This is a genomic window from Jiangella asiatica, assembly GCF_004349065.1.
Taxonomy (GTDB): Bacteria; Actinomycetota; Actinomycetes; order Jiangellales; family Jiangellaceae; genus Jiangella; species Jiangella asiatica.
On the sequence record NZ_SMKZ01000016.1, the window covers coordinates 81,092 to 101,653 of the forward strand.

Annotated in this window: 19 protein-coding genes; 10 read left to right on the forward strand and 9 right to left on the reverse strand. The window is 71.6% G+C overall.

Going from position 1 to position 20,562, the window contains the following annotated elements:
- Positions 1-19: 19 nt before the first annotated feature.
- Entirely contained in the window at positions 20-673 is a 654-nt protein-coding gene (locus E1269_RS13085) for an SGNH/GDSL hydrolase family protein (protein ID WP_131895126.1), read from the forward strand.
- Between the two features lie 2 nt (positions 674-675).
- The gene (locus E1269_RS13090) at positions 676-2,853 is read left to right on the forward strand and encodes a beta-L-arabinofuranosidase domain-containing protein (protein WP_162606392.1); all 2,178 of its coding nucleotides are present in this window, start codon (positions 676-678) and stop codon (positions 2,851-2,853) included.
- 5 nt (positions 2,854-2,858) lie between these two features.
- Here E1269_RS13090 and E1269_RS13095 read toward each other — a convergent pair whose 3' ends face one another.
- The 7 genes from E1269_RS13095 to E1269_RS13125 are packed head-to-tail and all read right to left on the reverse strand — an operon-like array spanning position 2,859 to position 9,017.
- On the reverse strand, positions 2,859-3,941 hold the full coding sequence (locus E1269_RS13095; RefSeq protein ID WP_131895130.1) for a Gfo/Idh/MocA family protein: 1,083 nt from the start codon (positions 3,939-3,941) through the stop codon (positions 2,859-2,861).
- Entirely contained in the window at positions 3,938-4,930 is a 993-nt protein-coding gene (locus E1269_RS13100; protein WP_131895132.1) for an aldo/keto reductase, read from the reverse strand. Before E1269_RS13100 ends, E1269_RS13095 begins: the two co-directional genes overlap by 4 nt.
- 11 nt (positions 4,931-4,941) lie before the next feature.
- Positions 4,942-5,871 carry a cyclase family protein gene (locus E1269_RS13105; protein ID WP_131895134.1) on the reverse strand — a complete coding sequence of 310 codons (930 nt, stop codon included), beginning with the start codon at positions 5,869-5,871 and terminating at the stop codon, positions 4,942-4,944.
- A complete protein-coding gene (locus E1269_RS13110) occupies positions 5,868-6,353 on the reverse strand; it encodes a nuclear transport factor 2 family protein (RefSeq protein ID WP_203433475.1) in 486 nt (161 codons plus the stop codon). Before E1269_RS13110 ends, E1269_RS13105 begins: the two co-directional genes overlap by 4 nt.
- Before the next feature lie 11 nt (positions 6,354-6,364).
- Positions 6,365-7,144: a 2-keto-4-pentenoate hydratase gene (locus E1269_RS13115; protein WP_131895136.1), complete on the reverse strand. Its 780-nt coding sequence runs from the start codon at positions 7,142-7,144 to the stop codon at positions 6,365-6,367.
- The gene (locus E1269_RS13120; RefSeq protein ID WP_131895138.1) at positions 7,144-8,241 is read right to left on the reverse strand and encodes a mandelate racemase/muconate lactonizing enzyme family protein; all 1,098 of its coding nucleotides are present in this window, start codon (positions 8,239-8,241) and stop codon (positions 7,144-7,146) included. Before E1269_RS13120 ends, E1269_RS13115 begins: the two co-directional genes overlap by 1 nt.
- Positions 8,238-9,017 carry an HpcH/HpaI aldolase family protein gene (locus tag E1269_RS13125; RefSeq protein WP_131895140.1) on the reverse strand — a complete coding sequence of 260 codons (780 nt, stop codon included), beginning with the start codon at positions 9,015-9,017 and terminating at the stop codon, positions 8,238-8,240. The genes E1269_RS13120 and E1269_RS13125 overlap by 4 nt, the downstream gene beginning before the upstream one ends.
- Before the next feature lie 46 nt (positions 9,018-9,063).
- On the opposite strand from E1269_RS13125, the gene E1269_RS13130 reads away from it, so the two are divergent.
- Together E1269_RS13130 and E1269_RS13135 are read left to right on the forward strand one after the other, a co-directional pair.
- Positions 9,064-10,275 (forward strand): glycoside hydrolase family 172 protein, encoded by a 1,212-nt coding sequence (locus tag E1269_RS13130; protein WP_131895142.1) that lies wholly within the window; start codon positions 9,064-9,066, stop codon positions 10,273-10,275.
- Positions 10,272-11,369, forward strand: a complete 1,098-nt coding sequence (locus E1269_RS13135; protein ID WP_131895144.1) for a serine hydrolase domain-containing protein — start codon at positions 10,272-10,274, stop codon at positions 11,367-11,369. Before E1269_RS13130 ends, E1269_RS13135 begins: the two co-directional genes overlap by 4 nt.
- Here the strand turns inward: E1269_RS13135 and E1269_RS13140 are convergent.
- Together E1269_RS13140 and E1269_RS13145 are read right to left on the reverse strand one after the other, a co-directional pair.
- Positions 11,359-12,315, reverse strand: coding sequence for an alkaline phosphatase family protein (locus tag E1269_RS13140; protein ID WP_131895146.1), 957 nt, complete (start codon positions 12,313-12,315; stop codon positions 11,359-11,361). The two genes, E1269_RS13135 and E1269_RS13140, sit on opposite strands and share 11 nt — an antisense overlap.
- The gene (locus E1269_RS13145) at positions 12,312-13,781 is read right to left on the reverse strand and encodes a DUF4185 domain-containing protein (protein WP_162606393.1); all 1,470 of its coding nucleotides are present in this window, start codon (positions 13,779-13,781) and stop codon (positions 12,312-12,314) included. The genes E1269_RS13140 and E1269_RS13145 overlap by 4 nt, the downstream gene beginning before the upstream one ends.
- 82 nt (positions 13,782-13,863) lie before the next feature.
- Between E1269_RS13145 and E1269_RS13150 the strand changes: the two genes are divergently transcribed.
- The 6 genes from E1269_RS13150 (at position 13,864) to E1269_RS13175 (ending at position 20,543) form a co-directional block, all read left to right on the forward strand.
- Entirely contained in the window at positions 13,864-14,850 is a 987-nt protein-coding gene (locus E1269_RS13150; RefSeq protein WP_203433477.1) for a mannonate dehydratase, read from the forward strand.
- On the forward strand, positions 14,847-15,614 hold the full coding sequence (locus E1269_RS13155) for an RraA family protein (RefSeq protein ID WP_203433479.1): 768 nt from the start codon (positions 14,847-14,849) through the stop codon (positions 15,612-15,614). Before E1269_RS13150 ends, E1269_RS13155 begins: the two co-directional genes overlap by 4 nt.
- A 7-nt stretch (positions 15,615-15,621) precedes the next feature.
- Positions 15,622-16,419, forward strand: coding sequence for an SDR family NAD(P)-dependent oxidoreductase (locus E1269_RS13160; protein WP_131895152.1), 798 nt, complete (start codon positions 15,622-15,624; stop codon positions 16,417-16,419).
- A 150-nt stretch (positions 16,420-16,569) separates the two neighbouring features.
- Positions 16,570-17,295: a GntR family transcriptional regulator gene (locus tag E1269_RS13165; RefSeq protein ID WP_131895154.1), complete on the forward strand. Its 726-nt coding sequence runs from the start codon at positions 16,570-16,572 to the stop codon at positions 17,293-17,295.
- A 272-nt stretch (positions 17,296-17,567) separates the two neighbouring features.
- On the forward strand, positions 17,568-18,650 hold the full coding sequence (locus tag E1269_RS13170; RefSeq protein WP_131895156.1) for a glycoside hydrolase family 172 protein: 1,083 nt from the start codon (positions 17,568-17,570) through the stop codon (positions 18,648-18,650).
- Between the two features lie 75 nt (positions 18,651-18,725).
- Positions 18,726-20,543, forward strand: coding sequence for an ABC transporter substrate-binding protein (locus E1269_RS13175; protein ID WP_162606394.1), 1,818 nt, complete (start codon positions 18,726-18,728; stop codon positions 20,541-20,543).
- Positions 20,544-20,562: the final 19 nt, after the last annotated feature.

The following is a 20,562-nucleotide window of genomic DNA, read 5'->3' on the forward strand; positions in this document are numbered from 1 at the left end:
CCGTCAAGAGGAGGTGGCCATGGGATTCCTGCTCCAGCCGGGCCAGACGGTCGTGTTCGCCGGCGACAGCATCACCGACGCCGGGCGCACGCTCGACCTGGGTATCGTCGGCGAGACACCACTCGGCGAGGGATATGTCCGCGACGTGGTCGGGCTGATCGACGCCCGCTACCCCGGCCACGGCCTCGCCGTGCACAACACCGGCATCGGCGGCATCACCACCGCCGAGCTCACCCACCTGTGGGACGAGCACGTCCTCGCCCGTGAGCCGGACTGGGTCACCATCCTCATCGGCATCAACGACTGCCACCGCACGCTGTACGAGGACGGACGCGCCGTCCCGCCCGCGACCTACGAGGCGAACCTGCGCGACATCCTCGACCGGACCCGGGCCGCCGGCGCCAGCGTCGTGCTGCTCGACCCGTTCTACATGTGGCTGCCCGCAGACCGGGGCGACCAGCCGGGTCAGGTGCTGGAGTTCCTGGGTGCGTACCACCAGGTGGTACACCGGCTGGTCGCCGAGTACGGCACCTTGCACGTCCGCACGCACGACGTGTTCCAGGAACAGCTGGCCCACCGGCCGCTGCCGGAGATCGGCGTCGAGCCGGTGCACCCGACGCCCAGCGGCCACCTCGTCATCGCACACGCCCTGCTCGACGTTCTGAGGTGGTAGACGTGTCCGACCATCGACCCGCCCTGAGCCGGCGGACCCTGATCGCGGGCGCCGCGGGCTTGGCCGGCGCCGCTTCGTCGGCCGCCCTGAGGGGCGCCTCCCCCGCGGCCACCGCTGCCACCGTCCCGGCCTCCGTCACCGACCCGCTGCGGACCTTCGACTTCACCGGCGTCCGGCTGCTGCCGTCGCGGTGGAGGTCCCAGCAGGACCAGGTGGCCGACGACTACCTCCACGTGCCGACCGACGACTACCTGCACGGTTTCCGAGTGCGCGCCGGCCTCCCGGCACCGGGGCGCGAGCTGGGCGGCTGGTACTCCGACGACGTCTTCCACGACTTCGGCCAGATCGTCTCCGGCCTGGCCCGGCTGCACGCCGGGTCCGGGCGGCCGGAGCTGGCCGCGAAGGTCGCTGAGCTGGTCGAGGGCTTCGTCGAGTGCATCGAGCCCGACGGGTACTTCTTTTACACCCGCCACCCGAACTCCGTGCACTACGTCTACGAGAAGGTCCTGTGCGGCCTGCTCGACGCCTGGCTCTACTGCGAGGTCGACGCGGCACTACCGGCCTTGCACACCGTCACCGACTGGGCCGTCGACCCGGCGCACCTCGGCCGCGTGCGCGAGCACGGCGGCGGCTGGGAGGGCGAGTGGTACACCCTCAGCGAGAACCTCTACCGGGCTCACCTGGCCACCGGCGATCCGCGGTATCTCGAGTTCGGCCGGGTGTGGGAGTACCGCAGCCTCTGGGACCGGTTCTTCGCCGGCGAGAACATCTTCCAGACGCCCGACGGGCAGCCGGTCGGGCACTACCACGCCTACAGCCACGTCAACTCGCTGGCCGGCCTCGGCGCGGGCCACCGTGTGACCGGCGACCCGTACTACCTCACCGCGCTGCGCAACGCCTACGACGTACTGCGCGGCACACATCTCTGGAGCACCGGCGGGTACGGGCCGTTCGAGCAGCTCCTCCCCGACGCCGCCGCCCGCGCCGCGACCCTGCAGCCGTGGCACAACCACTTCGAGACGCTCTGCGGCTCGTGGGCGGCGCTGAAGGTCAGCAAGTACCTCGTCACCGCGACGGGGCAGGCACGCTACGGCGACTGGGCCGAGCAGATGCTCTACAACGGGGTCGGCGCGACCATCCCGATGGCCGCGGACGGGCGGGTCCAGTACTACTCCGCCTACTCGCCGCGCGGCGGCCGCAAGGTGCTCGTGTCGCCGTGGTCGTGCTGCACCGGCACCCGCCCCCAAGGCGTCGCCGACTACACCGACCAGGTCTTCCTGCACGCCGAGCGTCGCCTGATGGTCAACCTGTTCCTGCCGGCCCGGCTGGAGTGGCCCACCGGCGACGGCCGGATCGTCGCGCGGGTGGTGACCGACTTCCCGGCCTCCTCGCGGGTCCGTCTCGAGCTCGACGAGGTGCCCGACGTGGGGCTCACCCTCGGGTTCCGGGCGCCGGGATGGTTGTCGCGCCCGCCGCGGCTGCTCGTCGACGGTGCCTGGCGCCCCGCGCGTCCGGACGCCGACGGCTGGATCGCCGTGACCCGCCGATGGCACCCGGGCGACCGGCTGGAGCTGGACCTGCCCATGGAGCTGGAGACGACGCCGGTGCTGCCCGACCGGCCCGCGCCGGTCGCCGTCACCTACGGCCCGGTCAGCGTGGCGTACGCCGCCGGGCGCAATCCGGCCCGCGACCTCGGCGTCGACCAGCTGGTGCGCCGCAGCCAGCGCGCCGCCGGGCCGGACCTGGCCTGGCGGGTGAGCGGTACGTCGGTCACCGCCCGGCCGTTCTTCGCCTACGGCGAGGACGAGCTCTACTACCTCCACCTCGACCCAGATGCGGGCCTCTACGTCCGCCTCGACGGCCAGTGGGGTTCGCTGTCGTTCATCTCGGTCACGAGCTTCGCCGGCGACACCGCGTCGTGCGAGTTCGACGGCACCGGCCTGCGGTGGGTGTGGGTGGAGGGCGAGAGCAACGGGATCGCCGACGTCGAGGTCGACGGCTCGATCCTCCGAGCCGTCGACCTCTACGGACCGCCCGGCTCCGCATTGCGCACCACCGAGATCACCGGGCTCGCGCCGGGCCGCCACCACGTGCGCCTCATCTGCTCCGGCCGGCACAACCCCGCGTCGGGCGGCATCAGCATCAACGTCGTCGACGTCGAGGCGATCCCGCCCGCCTGAGGGCACTACACGGCAGCCCGAGCCTGCTCCAGGAACTCGGCGACGTCGACGGTCTGGTGGCGGCGGCTGCTCTCGATCGCGGCGAACATCACGGCCGTGGAGTGCAGGTTCTCATCGACGGCGGTGGGTGCGACCGGTCCGCCGTCGAGCCAGGCCAGAAAGTCCTCCAGCAGGGTGAAGTGGCCCCAGCGCTCGCCGTCGAGCAAGGGGACCTCCTCGCCGACGGGGACCCAGTCCGCACCCACGTTGTCCGGCGTGTACCGCTGGATGCGGCGGCGGTCCATGATGACCGTCGCGTTCTCGCACTCGGCGCGCACGTACTCCTGGCCCCAGCCGTTGAGCCCGACGGCGGTCGCCTTCGCGCCTTCGTAGAGGGCCCGCACGCCGTTCTCGAACTCCATCAGCACCATGCCCTCGGAGTCGCCCTTGTACTCGCCCCACGCCGGGTTCCAGGTCAGCGCCGACACGGTGGCGCAGCGGGCGCCGGCCAGGTCCACCAGGATGTCGAGGTGGTGGATGGCGCCCTCGATCATCAGCGGGTCGGCCATCTGGTGCCGGAACGCGCCCCACGAGTTCAGCCGGCGGTTGGCCGAGGTGAACCGGCCGACCAGGTAGTCGAGGGTACCGTTGCGTCCGGAGGCCAGCTCCTCGCGCAAGGTCGTCTTGTCCTGGTCGAAGCGGTGGCTCATGGTCACCGACATCTTTCGCCCGGCCGCCTGGACCTTCGCCGCGATGCGCGCGCTCGCCTCCAGCGTGTCCGCGATCGGCTTCTCGGAGAAGATGTGCATGCCGTGCTCCAGCGCCGCGTCGACGACCGTCTCGTGGAACGCCGGCGGGACGACGATGGTGCAGATGTCGGCCGGGTGGTTCGCCAGTGCCGCGGCCAGGTCGGTGTAGCAGCGCTCGGGCTCCAGGCCCAGGCCCTCTGTCGCGTGCGGCAGCGCGTCGGCGTTCACGTCGACGGCGGCCACCACCTCGATGCGCCCGTCGGCCACGAACGGCGGCAGGATGTGCCGGCACCAGGCCATGCCCATGCCGCCGGTGCCGACCTGGATCACGCGGTACGGCCGAGTCGCTTCTGCAGTCATGACGTGACTTCCTCTGTGTCGGGGACGGGTGCGTCGGGATGGAGCAGTCCTTCGTCCTTCAGCGTGCTCCACAGCTCGGCCGGTATCGGCGTGCGCAGCAGCCGCAGGTTGTCGTCCACCTCGGCCGGCGACCGCGCTCCGACGACGACGCAGGCCACGGCCGGGTGGGCGTAGGGGAACCGGATCGCCGCGGCCCGCAGCGGCACGCCGAAGCGGGCGCACACCGCGTCGAGCCGCCGGGCCCGCGCGACGACGGCGGCCGGGGCCGGCGCGTAGTCGTAGGTCGAGTCCGGGCCCGGCGCGACCAGCAGCCCGCCGTTGAACACGCCGGCGGCGACGATGGAGATGCGCCGCCGGAGCGCCACCTCCAGCAGCGGCAGCGAGTCCTGCTCGAGCAGCGTGTACCGGCCGGCCAGCAGCATGCAGTCGAACGACGCCTCGGTGGCGAAGCGCAGCAGCGGCTCGGCCCGCGTCATCCCCAGGCCGACGGCGCCTATGACACCGTCGGCGCGCAGCCGGTCCAGCAGCGGGTACGTCTCGGCGAGCACCTGGTCGTGGTGATCGTCCGGATCGTGCACGAGCGCGATGTCGACGCGGTCGAACCCGAGCCGGTCCCGGCTCCCGGCGAGCGAGCGCTCCACGGCCGCCGCGGAGAAGTCGAACTCCGCGTGCACGGGTGGCGTGCCGGCGAACAGCGACTCCGGGTCGATGCCCGGCACCAGGACCCGGCCCACCTTCGTCGACAGGGTGAACGCCGAGCGGTCCTCCCCCGCCAGCGCGGCACCCACGTAGCCCTCGGACAGCCCGTGTCCGTACAGCGGCGCGGTGTCGAAGTAGCGGATGCCCGCGTCCCAGGCGCGCCGCACCGTCGCCACCCCCACCTCGCGCGGCAGCGCCGCCGGCCAGCCGCCGAGCGGACCGGTGCCAAGCCCGAACCGGGCGACCCGCACGTCGGTGGTGCCGATCGGGACGCGTTCGAACGGGTTCATCGCCACTCCTCTCAGACCAGCGCGATCGGACGCATGGCGAAGGCCCCGGTCGTCCCGCGGAGCTTGGGCGCCAGCGCGACGTAGCAGAAGCGGGAGACGCCGACCGCGGCCAGCTCCTCCAGGTAGTGCAGCTCGCCGAGGTGCACGCCCTGCTCGACCAGGAGGTACGTGTGCACGGGGTGGACGTTGGCGCCGTCGACCGGTGGCAGGATCTCGACGGTGGAGGTGTCCGCGCCGATCATCATGGCGCCCTTGGTCTCGACCAGCCAGCGGGCGGCGGCCAGGGTGATCCCGGACGAGTCCGGGCCCGCCAGCCGTTCGTGGTCGGCGCCGTTCTCGCCCCAGTGCCGCAGCGTGCCGGTGCGGATCAGCACGACGTCACCGGGCCGGATGTCGGTCTCCTGCCGCTCCAGCGCCCCCGCCAGGTGGTCCGGGCCGATGGCGAACCCCGGTCCCAGCTCGGGCTCACCGATCAGTGCAGGGACGTCCAGCAGCACGCCGGGCGCCACGATCGGGGGTATGCCGTGCGCGCCGCAGCGCAGTGGGCCGAAGTCGCGGCCGTGCTCGGCGTCGGTGAAGCCGTTGAACCAGTGCCGGTCCTCCCCCGAGACCGCGTGGCACAGCGCGTCGAGGTGGGTGCCGGCGTGGTCGGACAGCATGACCACCGAGGTGTTGAAGCTGACCCGGTCCGCGCCCGAGTCGGGGAAGCTGCCGTCGCGGTACAGGCCCTCCGGGGTCCGGTAGGCGACGACCTCGGTGCGTGCGTGCGCCGGCGCGAGGTAGGACGTCCGGTCGACGGTGACGCCGAGGTCGAGGACGCGGCCGTCGCGCACGGCGCCCAGTGCTGCCAGGACGGTGGCCTGGGTCATCGCGTTGAGCGCGCCGATCTCGTCGGCGTCGCCCCAGGCCCACCCCCAGCCGGTGCCGGGCGTCCAGCTCATCGCGACTCCGCCCGGCCGGCCGCCCGTTCCCCGCGTGAGATCGGCGGCTGCAGCGCGTAGCCGCGGCCGGCGTAGTCGAACCCGCCCAGCTCCAGCCTCTGCGTGTCGGCGGCCTGCGGCGAGGCGTAGTAGGCGCGGATCTCGGTGATCAGCCCGCTGGCCGGGTCGAACGTGTACCACTCGTCGCCGCGCAGCACGGTGTCGGTGAAGGTCTTGAAGTGGGTCCACTCCGCGGCGGCGCGGCCGCCGCCCGGGTCAGTGAGGATCTGGTCGATCGTCCAGACCGAGCCGAGCGTCTCCACCGCGTGCACCCACCGCCGCGCGATGGTCGCCGCGCCGACGAACGGGCCGCCGTACATGCCCGGCGGGAAGTAGTGGACCGCATCGTCGGTGAGGCAGGAGGTCATCTTGCCGACGTCGGCCTCGTTGCAGCCGTCGAAATAGGTGCGGATGACCTGTCTCATGCCCTCGTCGGTCAGCATGGCGGGACTCCCTAGACGAACCGGCACGACACCGTGCCGAGACTGGTGAACGTGGCCTGGTACGACCGCCCCCGCACGGCCGGCGCGGCACGGGTCATCGACCCCGACAGCACCAGCGATCCGGCTGGCAGATGCCGGTCGTACCCGGCGAGGACGTTGGCGAGCCAGGCAACCGCCGCGGCCGGGTGACCGAGCACCGCCGCCCCGTCGCCGCGGTACAGCTCGGTGCCGTCCCCGGTGAGCACCACCTGCTCGACGACGAGGTCGCGCCCGTCCAACGGCACCGGCGGGCCGAGGACGTAGCGGGCGCTGCTGCCGTTGTCGGCGACGGTGTCGACGAACTCGATCCGCCAGTCCTCGATGCGGCTGTCGATGATCTCGACGGCGGGCACGACACGGTCGGTCGCGGCCAGCACGCCGGCCGCGGTGGCGTCCGGGCCACGAACGTCCGCGGCGAGCAGGAAGCCGATCTCGGGCTCGACCATCGGCGCGATCAGCCGGTCGATCGGGATCGGCACTCCGGTGCCGACCACCATGTCGTCGAAGAGCTGGCCGTAGTCGGGCGTGTCGATGCCGAACAGCTCCTGGATGGCTGTGCTGGTGCAGCCGATCTTGCGGCCGACCAGCCGGGCGCCGTCGGCGGTGCGCAGCCGCGCGTAGTGCTCCTGCACCTGGTATGCGGCGGCCGGGTCGAGGCCGGGATGCCGGGAGCTCAGCGGTCGCAGCGCGGTCGCCTCCCGCTCCGCGCGGTAGATCTCGGTGCCCAGGCGCTCGATGGTCGCGGTGTCCATCACGCCACCCGGTAGCGCGCGAACGCGTCGTCGTCGAAGGCCGTGGACGCGCCCGGGGTGTCCGGCACGTGGAACGTGCCCTGGCGGATGTCGGCGGGCTCGGCGAAGACCTCCTGCAGCCACGGGATGCACTCGATCATCGGGACGGCGGCGTGCCCGGCGCCCAGGTGCTGGTGAACGCGCATCATATCCGCGTGGTGCGGCACCACCGGGACGTGGTGGGCCTGCGCCATCTCCGCCACCGCCAGCCACTCGGTGATGCCGCCGAGCCGGGTGACGTCGGCCTGCAGGTAGCCGACATTGCCGCGGCTGACGAAGTCGCGGAACGCCGTGCGCGAGTAGACGTGCTCACCCAGCGCGATCGGGATGTGGGTGGCGTCGGCCAGCCGGGCGTGGCCCTCGACGTCGTCGGGGTCCATCGGCTCCTCGAGCCAGGTGATGTCGAACGGCTCGAACCGGTGCGCCCAGCCCAGCGCGCGGGTGCGGTCCCAGCGCTGGTTGACGTCGATCATCAGGTCGACGTCGGGGCCGAGCGCCGCGCGCACCGCGGCGACGCGAGCGACGTCCTCGCGCGGGTTCGGCTTGCCGATCTTCATCTTCACGCCGGTCCAGCCCTGCTCCACGATCGCGGTCATCTCGTCGACCAGCCGCGGGACCTCGAAGTTCAGCCAGCCGCCGTCGGTGTTGTACGACGGGACCGAGCCGGCCTTGTGGCCGCCGACCAGGCGCCACAGCGGCAGCTCGCAGGCCTGGGCCTTGAGGTCCCACAGCGCGATGTCGACCGCCGCGAGCGCCATCTGGGTGACGCCGAGCCGTCCTACCCAGTGCGCGTCGGACCAGTACAGGCGCTCCCAGTGCCGCTGGGTGTCGCGGGGGTCCTCGCCCAGCAGCAGCGGCGTGTAGACGTCGTCGATGATCCGCGTGATCGCCTCGTCGCCGTGCGACAACGTGCTCGTGTAGCCGGTGCCGACGAGACCGTCGTCGGTGCGCACGAGCACGCCGGGCAGTCCCCAGCGGTCGGCGCGGTTGAACGCGTCCGTCACCAGTCGCGGGATCGGCACCCGCAGGATGAAGCTCTCGACCTGGACGATCTTCACGGCTCCATCACCGTGACCTCCTTCAGGTAGCGCCCGAACGCGTCGCCGGCCATGGCGATGTCGGCGGACAGGGCGACGAACCGTGCGCCCAGCCCCAACCACCGGCGCGCGGCGGCCGGCGTAGGCGCGTACACGGCCGGCGCGACGCCCGCCGCCCCGGCCTGGCGCAGCAGTTCCCCGACGGCGGCGACGACATCGGCGTGTTCCGGCTGACCCGGCCGCCCGATGGCACCGGCCAGGTCGACCGGGCCGACGAAGACCCCGTCGACACCGGGGACGGCGACGATCTCGGCCGCGGCCGCCACCCCCGCCGCCCCTTCGACCATGACCATCACCGCGACGCCGGCGGCGGCGTCGGCCAGGTACGACGCCGACCAGCCGTGGCCCGCGCCGCGCACGTACGGGTTCACGCTGCGCGTGCCGTCCGGCGGGAACCGTGCGGCGGCGACCGCGGCCGCCGCCTCCTCCGGCCCGCCCACGTGCGGGACGATCACGCCATCGGCGCCGGCGTCCAGGGCGCGGCCGATGGCGGTCTCGGACAGCTCGCTCACGCGCACCAGCGCCGCCGCGCCGGCTCCGTGGGCGGCGGCGACCAGCGGCGACAGCTCCGGCACGTCATACGGGCCGTGCTCGAGGTCGAACACGACGGCGTCGAAGCCCGCGGCGGCCAGCGTCTCCACGATCTCGACGCGCGGCACCAGCACGAAGGTGGCGGTGAGCCGGGTCGACGGGTCACGCAGACGCGGCCGGAGCGAGAGTCCCGGACCGGCAGGCATACTGGCATACTAGTGCGGAACTCTCTCGGCCGACAAGGATGGAACGATGAGTCGACACCCGGTCCTCTCCACGTCCCTCGCTACGCTCTTCAGCGCCCGCCGGGCCCGCAGCCTGCGCGCGTCGTCGTTCGACCGCACCGGCGCCAACCAGGATTTCGTCCGCATCGGCCCAGGTGAGACGTTCACCCTCATGGAGCACGACGGGCCGGGCTGCATCACCCACTTCTACTGCGCCCTGGTGCTGCCGGACGTGCGCGACTACCGCAACGCGATCCTGCGGTGCTACTGGGACGGCGCCGCCGAGCCGTCGGTCCAGGTGCCGCTCGGCGACTTCTTCGGCATCGCGCACGGGCGCGTACGCGAGTTCGCCAGCCAACTGCTCGTCGTCAACCCCGGCATGGGCTCGTCGCACGGTCTCAACGCGTACTTCCCCATGCCGTTCGGCTCCGGCGCCCGGATGACCCTGGAGAACCGCGGGTCCACGCCGTTCGGGGGCCTCAGCGGCGCGTTCTGGTACCACGTCGACTACGAGGCCTACACCGAGCCACTGCCCGGCGACATCCAGCGCTTCCACGCCGCGTACCGGCAGGAACGGCCGACGGTACCGGTCGGCGACCAGCCCAACGTGCAGTTCAACGACGAGCCCAACACCGACGGCGCCGAGAACTACGTCGCGCTGGACACGACCGGTGCCGGCCGGATGGTCGGCCTGCACCTGCAGGTCGACAACACCGCCGGACCGGTGTGGTACGGCGAGGGCGACGACATGGTCTTCGTCGACGGCGAGAGTTGGCCGCCGTCGATCCACGGCACCGGCAGTGAGGAGATCTTCGGCGGCGGCGCCTCGCCGAAGCACGCCTACGCCGGCCCGTACACGGGGTTCCACCTGGTGGAGTCGCCGCGCTACGACGGCCGCGTCGCCATGTACCGCTGGTACGTGCACGACCCCATCCACTTCTCCAGCTCGCTGCGGTGGACCGTCGAGCACGGCCACGGCAACAACTTCGCCGTCGACTACGCCTCGGTGGCGTACTGGTACCAGGAGCCGCTCGCGACGCCGCACCCGCTGCCGGAGGCCGCGGCGACCCTCCCCCGCCTGGACGGCTACGACGAGGCGTGGGACGCCCTGCGCCAGGCACGCGACGAGGCCATGCGCGCGGGCTCCGGGCACGACGTCGTCAACGCCGCGAGCGTCGCGCTCTACGGCGGCGACTACGCGCGGGTCCGTGAGCTGCTCACGCCGCTGCTGGGCGGATGAGCCCACCCGCGGGGACGGCACCCGCGCGGGTCATGGAGCTCCTGGCCGACCTCGTCGACGGCGGCGAGGTCGGCCTGCAGGTGGCGGCCTACCTGCACGGTGAGCTCGTCGTCGACGCGTGGGCCGGCCTGGCCGACCGGCGGCACGAGCGCCCGGTCACCGCGGACACGCTGTTCCACGGCTGGTCGGCGGGCAAGGGTGTGACGGCCACCGCGGTGCACGTGGTGGCCGAGGCCGGCTGGGTGGACTACGACGCTCCGGTCGCCGCCTACTGGCCGGAGTTCGCCGAACGGGGCAAGGGCGCCGTGACGCTGCGACACGCCCTCACGCACGCCGCCGGCGTGCCGGACCTGCCTGACGGGGTGAATACGCCGGCCCAGCTGCACCGGTGGGACGACGTGTGCGCGGCCGTCGCGGACCTGGCGCCGCGCTGGGTCGCCGGCGCGGGCACGGGTTACCACGCCTTCACCTTCGGCTGGATCGTTGGCGAGGTCATCCGCCGCGCCACCGGCCGGACCGTCGACGACGTGGTGCGCGAGGACATCGCCGGCCCGCTGGGCGTGACCGGCTCGCTGTACTGCGCGGTGCCTCCGGACCAACTGCACCGGATGGCGGTGCTGGAGCTGCCGGCGCCCGACGCCTTGCCACCGCAGCCGCCGGCCCTCGCCGTCGGCCCGGACCTCGGCAACGACCCGGTCTTCCTCACCGCCAGCGTTCCGGCCGTGGGCACCATGACCGCGCGGGCCCTGGCCCGCATGTACGCCGCTGTGATCGGGCCGGTCGACGGGGTCAGGCTGCTGCCGCCGGAGCGGGTCCGCGCCGCGTCCGCGGTACAGACCTCCGCCGTCGACCAGGTCCTGCTCACACCGCTGCACAAGAGCCTGGGCTACCTCAACGGCCACGCCGGCACCGGCGGGCGCACGACCGCCTTCGGGATGAATGGCGCCGGCGGCGGCGTGGGCTTCGCCGACCCCGGCAGGGGCTTCGCGTTCGCCCTGATGCGCAACCGGATGAACGGCTTCGCCCCGGCGCCGCGCGACCCCGCCGAGGAGGTGGCCGCCGCCGTCCGGTCCGCCCTGGCCCTCAGCTCGTGACCCGGTCGGCGGGCTCCGGGTGCAGCGGGACCGCGGCCGTGCCGTCGAGGCCCCAGGCCGGATCGATCTCGACCCCGAGGTGGTGCAGGACCGTCGGCGCGACGTCCACCATTCGCACGCCGGCGCCGGCGGGCCCGCTGGCCACCGGGGCGTCGCCGCCGGACACCAGGGACCAGATCTGGCGGACCTCCGGCTCGCTGCCCCCGTGCCCGCCCGCGTCGACGTGCCCGTGGTCGGTGACCGCGAGGAACAGCCAGTCCTCGTCGTCGTACCCGGGTCGGGCGCGCACCGCCTCCAGGATCGTTCCGATCGCCGCGTCCACCTCGTGGATGGCTCGCAGATACTCGTCGGAAAGAGCGCCGAAGTGGTGCGCCGTGTGGTCGCAGTCGAGGAAGTAGACGTAGCCCAGGCCGGGGTCGCCCATCACTAGCTGCTGGATCACCCAGTCCGCGATCCGCCGGGTGGAGGACGCGGACGGCCCGGAGCCGTCGTCGTAGTCGACCAGCAGCTTGACCGTCGGACTGCCGATGATCTGGTCGATCAGGGGCGGCCAGTCACCGACGGCGAACGTGGCAAGCTCCGGCCGGAGCCCACCCAACCGCGTCAGGACGTCGGGGTAATGCCCCAGCGCGTTGGGGTCGATCCGGTTGTCGGCGACCAGGTGCTTGTCCGGCCACACTCCGGTGAGGAGGGTGCTGTGCCCGGGCCCGGAGGACGTCACGGCCCCGTGCACGTCGGGATCGTGGGTGAGCGTGGGCCCCAGCCGGCCGCGCGCCGCCAGCGCGTCCAGGTGCGGCGTGTCAGCCTCGCGCAGCTTGTCGCGCCGCACCCCGTCGATGTCGAAGACCAGGACTTTCGGCCGGCGGCCGGCGGCGGCCGGCGTCGCGCCGCCGGCCGGCGCAGCGCCGGCGCCCCGGTCGGGCGCCGGCCAGCTGTCGCGCGTCACGAGCCCGCACGATCGGCGAAGGTCACTTTGAGCACCGGGAAGTCCGAGCTGAAGATCGCGGTGGAGTGTGCGTAGGTCACGTACTGGACCCTACCGTCCTGCTCGGCGTACTCCGGGTGCGCGAACCCCGCGTAGCTGATCGAGCCCAGGCCGGTCCCGGCCGCCGGCAGCGCCCGGCCGAGGAAGTGCGCCCGCGACCACGGTCCCTCGGGCCGCTGCGCGACCCGGTAGTGCAGGTCGTTGCTCAGCGGCACGCTGTAGATGGTCATGAACAGCTCGAAGTACGGGTTCCAGAACACCGAGGAGCCGGCCGCGCCGGCGGTGAGCGCGTTCGGCGTGCCTTCGGCCGGCGCCGGGACGGCGCACGCGATGTCCTTCGACCACGGCCTGGGGCACTGCCGCGGGTCGCGGCTCTCCCCCGCGTAGAACTCCCACGCAGAGCGGTCCCAGACAGCGTCCGGCTTGCCCATCAACACTCGCGCGACGCGGCACTCCGAGGCCAGGAAGCCCCAGCAGCCGTAGGCGTACAGATGGTGGCCGTGAATCATCATGCCCTTGTCGAAGGCCCGGTCCGGCGTCGACGGGTCGGTGTCCCAGTCCCAGAGCGCGGTCGGGTTGGCGGGGTCGTCCGGGTGGGCCACGACCTGGCGCGCCCAGCCGTCGCCGTCGGCCGGATCCTCCGTCCACACGGCCACGCCGAGCCCGACACCGTCGAAGGACAGTCCCCGGCAGGCCTCGACGCGGTTCGCGATGTCCTCGTCGGTGCACGGGAGGGGATTGTTCGGGTCGTCGGGGTTCGGCCGCTCCGCCAGCCGGTAGTGGTAGCGCGTGATGACGGCGTAGAAGGCCAGGATGCGGTCGCGGGCGTTGTCGGCGACGATCGACCCACCCCAGATCGCCAGGTGGTCGCCGCACTGCATCCAGTCGACGCCCGCCGCCGGCTGGCAGCCCGCGGTGTCCGGGTCGGTGTCGGCGTGCTCGTGGCTCCACGCCTCCTCGTCGTCGTTGAGCTGCACGAACTCGCGCGGCCCGTCGGGTCCGCCGTCGTACTGCCAGTCGCTGATGCTGTCACTCATGTCCAGGTCGTACGTGCGGGCGCCGGTGTTGCCGAGGAAATTCACGCCGTCGCCGTTGGGTTCGGTCAATCCGGTGTCGCCGAACGACCAGTACGAGAAGCGCAGGCCGCGGCCGTTGTCGTAGCCGGCGCTCTGGCCGTTGTCGTGCCCGGCGATGAATGCCGGCTCGTCGAGTGGGCTGTACACGGTGCCGTCGGTCGCGGTCTCGTACCGAGGGCCGTTCGCCAGCGTCTCCGCCGACTCGACCGCGGGAACCGGTGGTGCGGCGGCTGGCTCGGGCGCGCTGGGTGCGCCGTCGCCGGCGGCGTCGGCGGGGAGTCCCGCCAGGCTCGCGACCAGCAGCGCCGTCCCGGTGAGTGTGGTGGTAACCAAGAGCGCGGGTCTCGGCATGAGATGCCTCCTTGCCCAGTAAGGTGTCACGCTAGTATACAAGTACTCAAGTCGTTCTGACCAGATTTGGGGTGGATGCACCGTGCCGCTGTCCATCAAGCTCGCCGACGCTTTGACGCCGTCCCGCTCCCAGATGTGGGACCTGTGCCTGCAGCTGGGCGTCACACACGCCGTGTCGAGCATTCCCGAGGGTCCCGAGTACCCGTCGCCATGGGACTTCGACCATCTGTTCCGGCTCCAGCAGCGCTTCGCCGACGCCGGGATCACGCTGTCGGTCATCGAGTCCGCGCCGGCGGAGATCCAGGAGCCGATCAAACTCGGCCTGCCGGACCGCGACCGCCACATCGAGCAGTTCTGTCAGCTGCTGTCGAACATGGGGCGGCTGGGCATCCCCGTCATCTGCCACAACTGGATGGCCGGTTTCACCTGGCAGCGGACCTCGTTCGCGATCGAGGCCCGCGGCGGCGCCCTGGTCACCGGCTACGACCACCAGCGACTCGCGACGGCGCCGCTGTCACCGTGGGGCGAGATCAGCGAGTCCCAGCTCTGGGAGAACATGCACTACTTCCTGGAGCGGGTCGTGCCGGTCGCCGAGGAGAGCGGCGTGCGGCTGGCAGTCCATCCCGACGACCCACCGATATCGCCGATCCGCGGCGTCTCCCGCATTCTCACCAGCCCCGAGGCCCTCAAGCGGGTCATCGATTTAGTGCCCAGCCCGAACAACGGCGTCACGCTCTGCCAGGGCACGGTGTCGTCGATGGGCGTGGACGTCGTCAAGGCCATCCACCTGCTCGGTTCCACCGGGCGTGTCTTCTTCGTCCACTTCCGCGACGTCCGCGGCGGGCCGGAGTCGTTCGTCGAGACCTTCCAGGACGACGGCCAGACCGACATGGCCGCCGCCATGCGGGCCTACGCCGACGTGGGCTTCGACGGGTACCTGCGCGTCGACCACGTGCCCACCATGGCCGGCGAGGACAACCAGGCCCCCGGCTACGAGACGCTGGGGCGGCTGTACGCACTGGGCTACGTGCGGGGCCTGGTACACGCGATCGAAGGGGACCAGCGATGACGGCCACGACGACCACCCGGGACGAGCCGCGGCGGCTCGACATCGACGACCTGGAGCGCATCGCCCGGTTCCGGCGGGCCGGCTACGGCGGCAACGTCTCCGACGCGCTGTGGCACCTCGGCGTCACCGACACCGTCCTGTCCGCCGAGTTCACTCCCCTACGCCCCGGCATGGTGCTGACCGGTCGCGCCCTGCCGGTGAAGATCCACTCCCTTGCCGACCAGGGACTGTCGCCGGAGGAGGCCGCGGCCCAGGAGGCCGCGTGGGAGGCCGAAGGCGGTCATCCGCAAAAGCGCATGATGCGCCGGGTCGCCGACCGGCCCGACGGCACCATCCTGTGCTTCGACACCGGCCGCGAGACCCAGGCGGCGCACTTCGGTGAGATGAGCTGCCAGTTGGCCTACGCGCACGGCTGCCGCGGCATGCTGCTGGCTGGCAACTGCCGCGACACCGAGTACGTCCTGCGGATGGCGGACTTCCCCGTGTACAGCTTCGGCACCCGCCCCAACGCGTTCGGCGGCTGGATCATCACCGACGTGGACCGGCCGATCTACCTGCCCGGCCACACGACCCACTCGGTGCGGATGACCTCCGGCGACTTCGTCTTCGGCGACAACGACGGTGTCCAGGTCATCCCCGAGGCGCTGGTCGACGAGGTGCTGTTGCGCGTCGAGAAGACCTTCGAGATCGAGAACGCCGAGCGGGAGCAGATCGCCGCGGGGATGCCGATCGACGAGGTGTACCGGGTCTTCGGGGTGCTGTGAGGCCGTCATGGGCGAGTTCACGGGCTCCGTCGCCGCCGTCACCGGCGGCTCCACCGGCATCGGCCGCGCGACGGTGGCGGCGCTCGCGCGCGGCGGCGCGCAGGTCGTCTACTGCAGCCACGACCCGGCGACGCTGCGTGAGGCGGGCCACGCGCTGGCGGAGTTCGGCGACGACGTCACCGCAGCGCGGGCCGACGTCCGGTCCGCGGCCGACATGCGCGGCCTCATCGGGCTGGCCGCCGAGCGCTACGGCGGACTGGACGTGCTGGTGTGCTGCGCCGGAGTCCAGACCTACGGCACCGCCGAGGACACCACGGAGGCCGATTGGCACACCGTCATCGACATCAACCTCACCGGGACGTTCCTCGCCGCCAAGGCCGCGATCCCCTACCTGCGCTCGCGTGGCGGCGGTGCCATCGTCGCCGTCTCCTCGGTCCAGGGCTTCGCACCGGCTCGGCGGGTCCTGGGCTACTCGGTGAGCAAAGCCGGCATCGACGCCCTCGCCAGGTCGATGGCGGTCGACCACGCGCCGGACGGCATCCGGGTCAACAGCGTGGCGCCCGGCCCCGTCATGACGCCGCTGGTCACGGTCAGCGGCAACCCGGACGGCGACGCGGACCGCGACGGCCTGAACCCGGTGATCGCGCCGTCGGGTACACCGAACGGACGGATGGCCGGACCGGACGAGATCGCCGGTGTCGTGGCGTTCCTCGCCGGCCCGGCGGCCTCGTACGTGACGGGCGCGACGGTGGTGGTGGACGGTGGCATGCTCGCGAACCCGGGACGGGTGCTGCTGTCGGGCTGAGCCTGTCGCGCGATCTTCGCCCGCCACGGCGGCTACACTGCGAAGTGGGGGAAGCTGCCATGGTGACGACTGCGTGAGATTGGTGACACGCTCGCGATCTGGCGCTCTACCATACCAGTATTGCGAAATATCAAGAGTAGGATCACCGCCATGGCAGGACGCCCGCTCGGCGCGGCGCGACGCAATCAGGTCGGCGTGCTTCGACGCGCCAGTACCCGAACGCATGTCTACACCGTTCTGCGACGCGCCATCGTCTCCCTGGAGCTCCCTCCGGGCCAGGCGCTGTCGGAGAACGAGCTCGCCGCACGCTACTCCGTCAGCCGTACCCCGGTGCGCGAAGCGCTCATCCGCCTCGCCGACGACGGCCTGGTGGAGGTCGTGCCCCAGCTGGGCACGTTCGTCTCACGCATCAGCGTGCGCGACGTCGTCGAGGTGCAGTTCATCCGCGAGACCCTCGAACGCGCCTCGCTCCCGCACGCGATCAAGCGGGTGAGCGCCGCTGACGAGAAACGCCTGCGGCGCCTGCTGGACGAGCAGGAGGAGGCCGAGCTCGAGGGCGACCTGCAGCATTGGTTCACCACCGACGAAAGCATCCACCGCAGCCTGCTCGAGATCGGCGGGCACCCGAAGATCTGGCCCATCGTGTCCTCGGCCAAGGCCCACCTCGACCGGGTCCGGATGCTCACGCTCCCCGACCCCGGCCTGCTGCACGAGCTGCACAGCCAGCACCGCGACATCGTCGAGAGCGTCATCGCCAAAGACCGCAGGCAGGCCGACCAGATCCTCCGGCGCCACCTGCGCCTGGCCGTGGACCTCCTCGAGGCGCTCGAGGCCGAGCATCCCGACTACTTCCTGCTCGACGCCGACGACGCCTGATACCCCCTGCCGGCCCGCGTGCGATGTCGGCGACATCACGAGGATTGTGTGTGCTTGACCATGCTTGTATGCCTGGTGAAGCACGAGAACACCTCGTGATTCCCCGCGCCGCCGAGCCACAGGCGGGGAGGGCAGGGCGGGCTTCCTGCTCGACGCCGACGCCTCGTCGCTGCATGGCGACCCGCGCGGTTCATCGAGTATCGCGTTCCTCTTGACGTGCGGCCATTCTGGTTATACTAGTATGGCAGGTCATCAAGGAGGCTGGTCAGCAGATGAATCCGATGCTCGGCGAAATCGGCAGCCACATGGGCAATCTCCACCGGCTGTCAGACGCCCGTTCTCGTTCGATTTCGGCCGAGAACCCCACAGGTGAGAGGGGTAATGGCGCACTCGCCACCGACGGCCCCGGCGCGCACGCCGCCCGCGACCTCGGGCCGGGGTGGAAGATCCGCCCGGCGGTGAGCATCCCCGCCGGCACCACGTTCGACCTCGCCGACATCGAGGGCCCCGGCTCCATCCAGCAGATCTGGATGACCGCCACCGTCAGCCCACGGCTCCTGGTGCTGCGGGTGTACTGGGACGACCAGGAGAATCCGTCGGTCCAGACGCCGGTCGGCGACTTCTTCGCCTCCGGGTGGGGACCGTTCGAGCAGATCAGCTCGCTGGCGGTGTGCGTGAACCCGAGCAACGGCTTCAACTGCTACTGGCAGATGCCGTTCCGCCGGCGGTGCCGGATGACCGTCGAGAACCTCGCCGACAACGACGCCACCCTCTTCTACCAGGTCAACTACCAGCTGACGGACGTCCCCGAGGACGCCGCCTACTTCCACGCCCAGTTCCGGCGCACCAACCCGCTCCCCTACCTCGACGTCTACCGCATCCTCGACGGCGTCCGCGGTCCCGGCCACTACGTGGGCACCTACGTGGCCTGGGGCGTCAACAACAGCGGATGGTGGGGCGAGGGGGAGCTCAAGTTCCACCTGGACGGCGAGACGTCGCCCACCATCTGCGGCACCGGCACCGAGGACTACTTCTGCGGCGCCTGGGGGTTCCACGTGGAGGGCCGTTACCAGCCGTTCACCACGCCGTACGCCGGCATGCCGCACGTCATCCAGCCCGACGGCAGCAGCGCCAACCAGACGCAGACCAGGTTCGGCCTCTACCGGTGGCACATCACCGACCCGATCCGGTTCGAGTCCGGCCTGGACGTCACGATGCAGGCGCTGGGCTGGCGAAGCGGCGGCCGGTACCTGCCGTTGCAGGACGACATCGCGTCGGTCGCCTACTGGTACCAGGCTCTGCCGACCGCGCCGTTCCCGGAGTTCCCGGACCGCGACGCGCTGGAGATCGTCTGACCATGGTGCGCAGCCCGCGCGCGCCCCGCCTGAAAGTCCTGTCGCGTCGATACGGACGCAGAGGGGTTGATGACGATGGGTGAGCACGGGCCCGCGCGACTGACGCGGCGCCGGTTCCTCCGCGACAGCGCGGCCGGCGGCGCAGCGCTCGGCAGCGTCGCTCTCGGCGGTGCCGCGGCGCTGCTCTCCGCCTGCGAGGGCGGTGGCGGCACTCCGGGCGACGACCGGCGCGCCCGGACGGTGCGCTTCGACCTCAACCGCCGCATCGAGTCGCCGGAGCTGTGGAACCCGCTGGCGCCGGGGTTCCGCGACGACAGCGGGTTCAACGCCGCGCTGTGCGAGCCGCTGTTCATGCTGAACTACGAGACCGGCGAGATCGAGCCGTGGCTGGGCTTGGAGTTCACGTCCAACGACACCCTCGACGTGTGGACGCTGCGCCTGCGCGACGGCGTCACCTGGTCCGACGGCGAGGCGTTCGACGCCGACGACGTCGTGTTCACCACCGAGCTGCTCCGGACCGGCCCGGCCGAGATCAACTTCGGCCATGCGATCGCGATCCAGCGCTGGGTGGCCGCGGTCCGCGCGGTCGACCCGCTCACCGTCGAGTTCACCCTGACCGCACCGAACCCGCGGTTCCAACTCGACCACTTCGCGGTGAAGATCGTGCGCTGCATCCCGATCCTGCCCGAGCACATCTGGGCCGGGCAGGACCCGCTCACGTTCCAGAACTACGACCTCGACCAGGGCTGGCCCGTGTTCACCGGCCCCTACAAGCTCACCAGCACCGGCCAGAGCCTGGTCACCTGGGAGCGCGACCCCGAATGGTGGGGCGTCGACGCCGGCTTCCAGGAGCTGCCGGCACCGGAGTTCCTCGAGTTCGAGGTCGCGGAGACCGAGGAGGTCCGGGTCGCCCGGGCCGGGGACAACGAGTTCGACGTGCTCGACGACGTGAGCGGTGGCGCGTTCGAGACCCTGCGGGCGCGCAACGAACGCTTCGTCAGCTGGTACCCCGAGCTCCCCTACGCCTGGGAAGACCCGTGCACGCGGCTGTTCTCCCTGAACAACGCCGTCGAGCCGTGGAACGACCGCGACCTGCGCTGGGCGGTGAACTTCGCCGTCGACAAGGACCAGATCGTCGAGATCGCCTACGAGGGCACCACCTCCAAGCCGCGGATGTTCTTCCCGCCGTACCCGCCGCTGGAGGTCTACGTCGACCTGCTCGAGGAAGCCGGCGTATTCGAGGAGTATCCGATCCTCGACCACGACCCGGACCGCGCGCGGCAGCTGATCGAGTCCAAGGGCTGGACGAGTGACGGCGAGGGGTACTACAGCCGGGACGGAGTCGAGCTGACCCTGCAGATCGACGTGATCTCCGAGGGCTCGGAGGGCATCCGACTGGCCAACGTGGTCTCCGAGCAGCTCCAGCTCGCCGGCATCCGCACCACGCTGCGGCGGCTGGCCTTCGCCACGTTCGCCGAGAACCTCGCGCAGGGTGCCTTCGAGGCCGCGGTCGACTTCTCGGCCTGCGGCTCGGTCAGCGAGCCGTGGTTCTCGATGGACCTGTTCCACCAGCGCCGCGTGGTCCCGCTCGGCCAGCCGGCCGACGGCAACGCGGTGCGCTGGGCCAACGCCGAGTACAGCCGGCACGTCGACGCGATGGCCGGGCTCCCGCTGGGCGACCCCCGGATCGAGGGGCACTTCATCGCCGCTGCCCGCGAGTACCTGCGCGACCTGCCGTTCTTCCCGGCCGCGCACGCCAAGAAGCTCTACTGCTTCAACACCACCTACTGGACCGGGTGGGCGACGTCGGAGGACAACTACATCCACCCGCCGCCCGCCGTGAACTCCAGTCACCGCATCATCCACCACCTGCGCCCGGCCACCGACGGCTGACCGGCGCATGGAATCCGAA

Bases quoted from the DNA above. Each gene is read 5' to 3' on its own strand.
- E1269_RS13095 (WP_131895130.1), bottom strand. From the start codon at position 3,941: ATGACTGCAGAAGCGACTCGGCCGTACCGCGTGATCCAGGTCGGCACC.
- E1269_RS13130 (WP_131895142.1), top strand. From the start codon at position 9,064: ATGAGTCGACACCCGGTCCTCTCCACGTCCCTCGCTACGCTCTTCAGC.
- E1269_RS13105 (WP_131895134.1), bottom strand. From the start codon at position 5,871: ATGAGCTGGACGCCCGGCACCGGCTGGGGGTGGGCCTGGGGCGACGCC.
- E1269_RS13135 (WP_131895144.1), top strand. From the start codon at position 10,272: ATGAGCCCACCCGCGGGGACGGCACCCGCGCGGGTCATGGAGCTCCTG.
- E1269_RS13085 (WP_131895126.1), top strand. From the start codon at position 20: ATGGGATTCCTGCTCCAGCCGGGCCAGACGGTCGTGTTCGCCGGCGAC.
- E1269_RS13115 (WP_131895136.1), bottom strand. From the start codon at position 7,144: ATGGACACCGCGACCATCGAGCGCCTGGGCACCGAGATCTACCGCGCG.
- E1269_RS13155 (WP_203433479.1), top strand. From the start codon at position 14,847: ATGACGGCCACGACGACCACCCGGGACGAGCCGCGGCGGCTCGACATC.
- E1269_RS13110 (WP_203433475.1), bottom strand. From the start codon at position 6,353: ATGCTGACCGACGAGGGCATGAGACAGGTCATCCGCACCTATTTCGAC.
- E1269_RS13100 (WP_131895132.1), bottom strand. From the start codon at position 4,930: ATGAACCCGTTCGAACGCGTCCCGATCGGCACCACCGACGTGCGGGTC.
- E1269_RS13165 (WP_131895154.1), top strand. From the start codon at position 16,570: ATGGCAGGACGCCCGCTCGGCGCGGCGCGACGCAATCAGGTCGGCGTG.
- E1269_RS13145 (WP_162606393.1), bottom strand. From the start codon at position 13,781: ATGCCGAGACCCGCGCTCTTGGTTACCACCACACTCACCGGGACGGCG.
- E1269_RS13170 (WP_131895156.1), top strand. From the start codon at position 17,568: ATGAATCCGATGCTCGGCGAAATCGGCAGCCACATGGGCAATCTCCAC.
- E1269_RS13175 (WP_162606394.1), top strand. From the start codon at position 18,726: ATGGGTGAGCACGGGCCCGCGCGACTGACGCGGCGCCGGTTCCTCCGC.
- E1269_RS13160 (WP_131895152.1), top strand. From the start codon at position 15,622: ATGGGCGAGTTCACGGGCTCCGTCGCCGCCGTCACCGGCGGCTCCACC.
- E1269_RS13125 (WP_131895140.1), bottom strand. From the start codon at position 9,017: ATGCCTGCCGGTCCGGGACTCTCGCTCCGGCCGCGTCTGCGTGACCCG.